Below are 7,199 nucleotides of genomic sequence, written 5' to 3'. Positions count from 1 at the left end.
TTTATTCCTGTAGTTTTAGGACTGTGGACTAAAATTACCAACGTAGATGTCTAACATTGACTACTTTTGGGTAGCTTTGTCCAGGTTTTTACGAGCGGTTAATCAAAAAATCACCTTCAAACCATCCGTTAAATCGGTTACAGAATCGGCGGTCGAACTTCCTTCGGCATTCTACTATATTTCTCAGAAAGCTATCCGGGTAATACAATGAGATTGAGAAACATAGAAAACAGGGAAACCTTGTCAAACCTCACCAATAGGATGAAACTTATGCGTGTAACTACTGTTACGATTTTCAGCGTGCTCGCTCTGCTAGCTCCAGGGCTGACTAAAAAGGCAAATGCAGCCTTCGAGTCTAAACCCTTTGTGCAGGAACAGTACCGCAGAGACTTTACAGCTCCCGCCGATCCGGGTGCGTCAGTACAGCCCGAAGCAACTACCCAAGGAGATATGTTTAACAAGCCTTTTTATGCAGGAGAGCAAAAGCCTGTGAGAAAGGAAAAAACTATCTCCGCAGGAGCAGACGGCCCAGAAGTTGCCGCCATACAGCAGCGGTTGCTGGTTCACGGTTTCGCGATCGGGACGATCGACGGTTCCTATGGTTCTCGCACCACATCCGCTGTCAGTGCCTTTCAGCAGTCTAAGCGGTTGAACTCCGACGGCATCGTGGACAAAGAAACTTGGACAGCTTTAGCCGCAGATCCGGCGCCAGCTTCTGAAAATTTGCAGGGGAATGCTCCCACTCAGAACAGCGATCCTGTTCCCGGCAATCCTGCAACTGCTCTGACTAAAGGTGCTGCCGGTTCCAAGGTGAAGACGCTACAGGTGCGTCTGGAAATGCAGGGTTACGATCCGGGCCCCATCGACGGCATTTTTGGCGCTCGCACTGCTACGGCTGTGAAGAAATTTCAGGAGTATAAGGGTTTGACTGCTGACGGCGTGGTTGACGAAATCACCTGGAAGGCGATCGGGCAAAACTAAGTAATGAGTTAAAAATACGGAAAATTGCTGTGCCTATAACTCAATAAACCCGGCGTGCAAAAATGACCGGGTTTTTGGATGTTGACTTATCGCTATGTTGTGTGTTATAATAATCAAATGTCAAAATGCGGATATGGCGAAATTGGCAGACGCGCCAGATTTAGGTTCTGGTTCCGAAAGGAGTGAAGGTTCAAGTCCTTTTATCCGCATCGCTTTGTAAGGAATGAGAATTAAATAACTTACAATTTTTATTCTTCTTGTGGGATGGGCGTCCCGCCCGTCCTTTATGGACGGGCGGGACGCCCATCCCACAAATATGTGTAAATTATTTAATTCGCGATCCTAAGACTTATGGCTATGCCATTGAGGAGTCTCGATCGATCCTCGATTAACCGGTTTTTGCTCACAAGGAAAGGCGATCGTCTCTTTCTTCAATCAGAACACCTATCCTCGCCGCCTTTAGTCTTCCATTGGTCTGATTCAACCTCCCCCGCCGGATTCGCTTGATTTTCCATTACATTAAATCTGCATTACTTTCTGTGGTCGATTGTATGCGATTACGTGCGGGTTACACTCCGTTACAATCCCAGAAACCTTGCAAACAAGGAGTTTCGAGATTGTACAAACACATAAAAATAAAGGCGGCACCCAGATTTGAACTGGGGGTGGAGGTTTTGCAGACCTCTGCCTTACCACTTGGCTATGCCGCCGTTACGTCTGAAAATTGACGTTATACGATAATACACTAAATCCTGATTATTTCAACATATCTCTCAAAAATTTCCATCGCCCAATGTTCGTTAGCGAAGCCCGCCCCTACGGGGGCTACGCCAACGAAGAGGATCGCCCCCACAACGGCATCCCAGGCTAATCTAGAAATAGCTCGATCGCCTCCGCTTTACCCGCAACAGCAGCCATGACACCAGATTCTCCCCTACTCGTCGCCCAAATCACCGACACTCACTTGTTCGCAGAGTGCGATCGACAATGGAAAGGAATCTCGACAACCCGCACCCTGCTAGCAGTTCTCGATCGCCTGCAACAGATACAGCCGCCCCCCGACTTACTGTTGCTGACAGGCGACTTATCCCAAGACGAAACACCCAAATCTTACCAGCGCCTCATCTCCCTCATCGCCCCCCTGGGAATTCCCGCCTACTGGATACCGGGAAACCACGACAACATCCCAGTCATGGCAGAAATCTTAAATCAGCCGCCGATTTCCCCTGAAAAATCCTGGATGCTAGGAAACTGGCAGTTTGTGCTGCTTTCGAGTGTGGAAGCGGGATGCGACGGCGGGCGGCTTTCCCCAGACAGCTTGCAGTGGCTGGACTCTCAACTGCAACAAACGGGCGATCGACCTGTTACGATCGCTTTGCACCATCATCCGCTGGCGATCGACTGTGAAATCATGGATGGAATGATGCTGCACAATGCCGATGAATTTTTCGCAATTGTCGATCGATACCCTCAAATCAAAATCGTCCTTTGCGGGCACATTCACCAAGAATTTCATCAACAGCGAGACGGAGTTTCCTACTTGGGCACGCCGAGTACCTGCATCCAACTGCTACCCAAAAGCCATCCGATTGTCCTCGATACTATCGGGCCCGGATTTAGATTGCTCGAATTGGCGATCGATGGTACTTGGGAAACTAAGATTGAGCGAGTAGCCACAGAACCTGCAACAACTTGATAATTTACAGTTAAGAGGTGGTGGGTAGTTGTGCGATCGACAAATCCAAGAATCCTCTACTAGGTTCGTAGTGAGGACTTCAGTCCGCATCAAATTGGTTAGTAGTGAGGACTTCAGTCCCCAGTAAAAATCATATAACTCAAGTCCAAACGAGCCAACCAATTTGATTGTGTTGCTTCAAACGCAAACAGCAAACAACAATATTCAGCAAGTTTCTGAACCCAAATTTACAAATCATAGAACATATTTTTTACTGAATTATATATCAAAACAGTATTAGCAAAAACACACTCAATTGTCAATCTATCAACAGATAGATATCTTTATTAAGGTCAACATTTTATGATAAGTATTGACCGTAAATTGCAGACATATTTAGAGCGCACCGACAACGAACAAAAATATATCTGACAACCTTACAAAACAGGAGAAACTTAATATGTCTCAAGTCAATGGCGTCATGATGCAGTATTTCCACTGGTACAACCCCGCTGATGGCAGCCTGTGGAATCAGCTAGCAGAATCTGCAAAAGATTTAGCAAAAATAGGCGTGACATCCCTGTGGTTGCCGCCCGCCTATAAAGGAACCGGCGGCGGGATGGATGTAGGTTACGGTGTTTACGACATATTCGACTTAGGTGAATTCGACCAAAAAGGATCGGTACGCACCAAATACGGCACAAAAGATGAATATTTGCGCGCGATCAAAGCTGCACAAGATGTAGGAATTCGGATTTATGCCGATGTTGTCTTCAACCACAAATTAGGTGCAGATGCAGAAGAAGAAGCCGAAGCCACACCCTTCAATCCAGACAACCGCAATGACACCGTAGGCGAATATCAAAAAATCAAAGCTTGGACACATTTTACTTTCCCAGGCCGCGACAAAAAATATTCCAGCATGGAGTGGCATTGGTGGCATTTTGACGCCATTGATTACAACGTTTACAACACAGACACCCATGCCGTTTACCTGCTCAAAGACAAAGAATTCGATCGAGGGGTAGACTTAGAAAAGGGCAACTTTGACTACCTCATGGGTTGCGATTTAGATATGGACAACCCAGAAGTCACCGGCGAATTAAAATATTGGGGCGAGTGGTATGTCGATACAACAAACGTTGATGGATTTCGCTTCGATGCCGTCAAACACGTAGCAGCAGAATTTTTCCAAGAATGGTTGGAACACGTCCGCAACTATGCCAAACGCGACCTATTTGCCGTCGGTGAATATTGGTCTTACGAAGTGGAAGCTTTGCACTACTTCATCCAAGCAACGGATGGTAAAGTATCGTTATTTGACGCGCCCCTCCACTACAACTTCCACGCTGCTAGCAAAGCTGGCAATAGCTACGACTTGCGTACCATTTTTGACAACACCCTGGTAAAAGACCAACCAACCCTCGCGGTTACTTTGGTTGACAACCACGATTCCCAACCTTTGCAATCCCTAGAATCAGTTGTCGAGGCTTGGTTTAAACCCTTAGCTTACGCTTTAATCCTGCTGCGTAGCGAAGGATATCCGTGCATTTTTTACCCAGATTATTACGGCGCAAACTATAAGGACACAGCAAATGATGGCAACGAATACGAGATTTGGTTAGACAAACATCAAGGGATTCTCGATCAATTCTTGTTCGCACGCCAAACTTATTCCTACGGGAATCAGTACGATTACTTCGACCACGCCAACACGATTGGCTGGACGCGACTCGGAGATGAAGAACATCCGGGCGGTATGGCTGTGGTACTGAGTAATGGAGGCGATGGCACTAAGTTTATGGAAGTCGGACATCCAAATCAAACTTATATTGACATCACCGAACACATCAAAGAACCGATCGCAACTAATGACGATGGTTGGGCTGATTTTAGGTGCAACGCCGGTTCAGTTTCTGTCTGGGTTCCTCAGCCCTAAGCATGACCTAAATCTTGACGGCATCCTCTATCTGAAGTAGGGTGCGCGCTGCGCACCTTACGGCTACGATCGTCCTATCCAACCATTTTTTACTTGGCTATTTCTGATTTTTGCTGATTAAAGCCTGTTCGTAGTGAGGACTTCAGTCCTCTCTTTCTAATCTTACTTTATAGGCGATCGCGCCACTAAATTATTTAAATAAAAAATTATGAAACTTGCAGAAAAAGTTGCCGTAATTACGGGCGGCGGGTCGGGCATTGGACGTGCAGCAGGAATATTAATCGCCCAAGAAGGCGCAAAAGTTGCAATTATCGATCGCATTTTAGAAACAGCACAAGAAACCGTCCGCGAGTTGGTCAATCAAGGAGGTTGCGGGCTGGCGATTGCCGCAGATGTGGCTGATTCTAAGCATATGCAACAGGCATTTGAAACAATTTTTGACGAATATCAAAGAATTGATATTGTGTTCGCAAATGCGGGGATTAATGGTGTCTGGTCGCCGATAGAAGAGATAGAACCGGATGAATGGGATCGGACAATTAACATCAACCTCACAGGAACTTTTTTGACGGTTAAGTATGCTGTTCCTTATCTCAAAAAACAAGGAGGTTCCATCGTCATTACATCATCGATTAACGGCACCAGAAGTTTCAGGAAAGTTGGCGCTACAGCTTACGCTTGCAGCAAAGCAGCGCAGGTAGCTTTTGCAAAAATGCTGGCGCTAGAACTTGCACCCAGCCACATCAGAGTCAATGTGATATGTCCGGGTGGAGTGCTGACTGCGATCGATCAAAGTACCGTTAAGCGCCATCTCGATCGCATCCTAGTCCCGGCTGATTGTATTAAAGATGTGATTCCGTTGACTGATAATACCGCAGGTTCCAGCGAAGAAATCGCTCAATTAGTTTTATTTTTGGTGTCCGATGCCTCCAGCTTTATCACAGGTACTGAAGTCTGGATTGATGGCGGCGGTTCTTTGATTTAAAATCTGATATTATGCAAGTTTATAGGACTTACACATGGGTATCGAGAAACCGGGTTTCTTCCCTAATTCCTCGCTACTAAACCCTAATTTTTCTAAGAAACCCGGTTTCTAACCCGCCGCGCGCAATTCATATTTGATAAATATTCCCCCCAATTCTCCATTGTTTGACAGCAGTTTGCAATCTCTGCGGTAGCCAGTTATCGTACTGAGGATAAACAGGCAAACGCTGCACGAGTTGCCATTCGGCTGCTGCTAAAATTTCTGTTAAAGTTTGGTGTTGCAGGTGAGGATAATCTGGATTAACTTCATCCAGTGGCCCAATTCCACCTAAATCTCTCGCACCTGCTTCTAAACAAGCTAGCAATATTTGGGGCTGTGCAACTAAATTCGGCGGAATTTGTAGGGCGATTTCAGATGGTAAAATGCTGCGGGCGATCGCAATTACTTGTGGCATTTTTGTAGCATCAAAAACTTCGCCGTCCCAACTTTGCTTGTTTCCCGGACTGTGAGGCTGCAAAATAACTTCTTGAATGTGATTGTAGCGCGAATGAATCCGGGCGATCGCCTCCAACGTCTCAATCCAATCCGCCTCAGCTTCCCCAATTCCCAACAGCAAACCAGTGGTAAACGGAATCTGCAATTCCCCAGCCCATTCTAACTGTTGCAGCCGCAGCGCCGGCACTTTACTCGGTGCGTGTCGGTGAACCGTTTTTAACAAATTGGGGGACAACTGTTCTACCATGAGCCCCATCGAGACATTCACCTGTTTTAACTGTGCCATCTCCTCAAAGCTGAGCGGCCCCACATTAGTATGCGGTAAAAATCCGAGACTAAGTGCCAGTTCGCACAAATCGTAAATCCGCTGAAACCAGGCTTTGCGCCGTTGACTCTGGGGATGTACCTCGCCGCTGAGGATCAGAATTTCAATTACACCTTGAGGAAGCAGCAATTTGAGCTGTTTTTCGGCTTCTGTGAGTGTCAGCCAAGGACTTTGCAGCGGTTCGGCCCGAAAATTGCAATAGGTGCAGCGATTGTAACACTCGTAGGTGGGAACCAACGTATAGGCAGGGCTGTAGGTGACGGTGCGGGACATTCCTTGGGATTTTTATCGATCGGACTTACGCAATAACATATATATCTCACTGGGAGTTTTGCGGTTGGCGATCGCGCTCCTTCATTTATCTTAACACTCACGCCAGTCCCGAATCTCGTTATCAGCTAAATTATGAGCATTTTTTTCTTGGTGCGATCGCCATCCCATTCCTTTCTCAGCCATTAAACCCTTGTATAGCAAGCTTTACAGCTATATATTAATTATACTTATAATACTTATAAGAAAAACTGTGCTTAATACCCCTTTACAAACCGAAATAAAAGCTTTATGTTTATTTACATGGCGGAACACAAAGCCGTCACGAACATTGAAAACCAAATAAAGCAATCATAAAACCATGACAGCTACTTTACAGCAGCGCGAAAGCGCTAACCTGTGGTCGCAATTCTGCAACTGGGTCACCAGCACCGACAACCGCATTTATGTAGGTTGGTTCGGAGTCTTGATGATTCCTACCTTGCTGACTGCAACAATCTGTTACGTAATCGCCTTCATCGCTGCTCCT

5 protein-coding genes, 2 tRNA genes and 1 pseudogene are annotated in these 7,199 nt (G+C 46.3%); 6 read left to right on the top strand and 2 right to left on the bottom strand.

All coding sequences use genetic code 11. From position 1 onward, the window contains the following. Nucleotides 1-270: 270 nt before the first annotated feature. Together JGK07_RS32055 and JGK07_RS32050 are read left to right on the top strand one after the other, a co-directional pair. Nucleotides 271-981: a peptidoglycan-binding protein gene (locus tag JGK07_RS32055; protein WP_293187046.1), complete on the top strand. Its 711-nt coding sequence runs from the start codon at nucleotides 271-273 to the stop codon at nucleotides 979-981. A 127-nt stretch (nucleotides 982-1,108) separates the two neighbouring features. Then, nucleotides 1,109-1,190: transfer RNA gene (locus JGK07_RS32050), tRNA-Leu, on the top strand. Between the two features lie 430 nt (nucleotides 1,191-1,620). Here the strand turns inward: JGK07_RS32050 and JGK07_RS32045 are convergent. Then, nucleotides 1,621-1,691, bottom strand: a tRNA-Cys gene (locus JGK07_RS32045). A 206-nt stretch (nucleotides 1,692-1,897) separates the two neighbouring features. Between JGK07_RS32045 and cpdA the strand changes: the two genes are divergently transcribed. The 3 genes from cpdA (at nucleotide 1,898) to JGK07_RS32030 (ending at nucleotide 5,580) form a co-directional block, all read left to right on the top strand. Next, nucleotides 1,898-2,677 (top strand): 3',5'-cyclic-AMP phosphodiesterase, encoded by a 780-nt coding sequence (gene cpdA, locus JGK07_RS32040; protein ID WP_293199305.1) that lies wholly within the window; start codon nucleotides 1,898-1,900, stop codon nucleotides 2,675-2,677. A 439-nt stretch (nucleotides 2,678-3,116) separates the two neighbouring features. Further along, entirely contained in the window at nucleotides 3,117-4,595 is a 1,479-nt protein-coding gene (locus tag JGK07_RS32035) for an alpha-amylase (protein ID WP_293187048.1), read from the top strand. Between the two features lie 208 nt (nucleotides 4,596-4,803). Next, complete coding sequence (locus JGK07_RS32030; RefSeq protein ID WP_293187049.1) at nucleotides 4,804-5,580, top strand: SDR family NAD(P)-dependent oxidoreductase; 777 nt, start codon at nucleotides 4,804-4,806, stop codon at nucleotides 5,578-5,580. Nucleotides 5,581-5,707: 127 nt separating this feature from the next. Here JGK07_RS32030 and cofG read toward each other — a convergent pair whose 3' ends face one another. Further along, entirely contained in the window at nucleotides 5,708-6,673 is a 966-nt protein-coding gene (gene cofG / locus JGK07_RS32025) for a 7,8-didemethyl-8-hydroxy-5-deazariboflavin synthase subunit CofG (RefSeq protein WP_293212019.1), read from the bottom strand. Between the two features lie 358 nt (nucleotides 6,674-7,031). On the opposite strand from cofG, the pseudogene JGK07_RS32020 reads away from it, so the two are divergent. Further along, nucleotides 7,032-7,199: pseudogene (locus JGK07_RS32020) on the top strand (photosystem II q(b) protein); the annotation flags it as partial.

The sequence above is a fragment of the Microcoleus sp. PH2017_24_DOB_U_A genome, from assembly GCF_020738205.1.
Classification (GTDB): Bacteria; Cyanobacteriota; Cyanobacteriia; order Cyanobacteriales; family Microcoleaceae; genus Microcoleus.
Note: the sequence above shows the minus strand (reverse complement) of the source record. Positions and strands in the feature narration are given on the sequence as shown.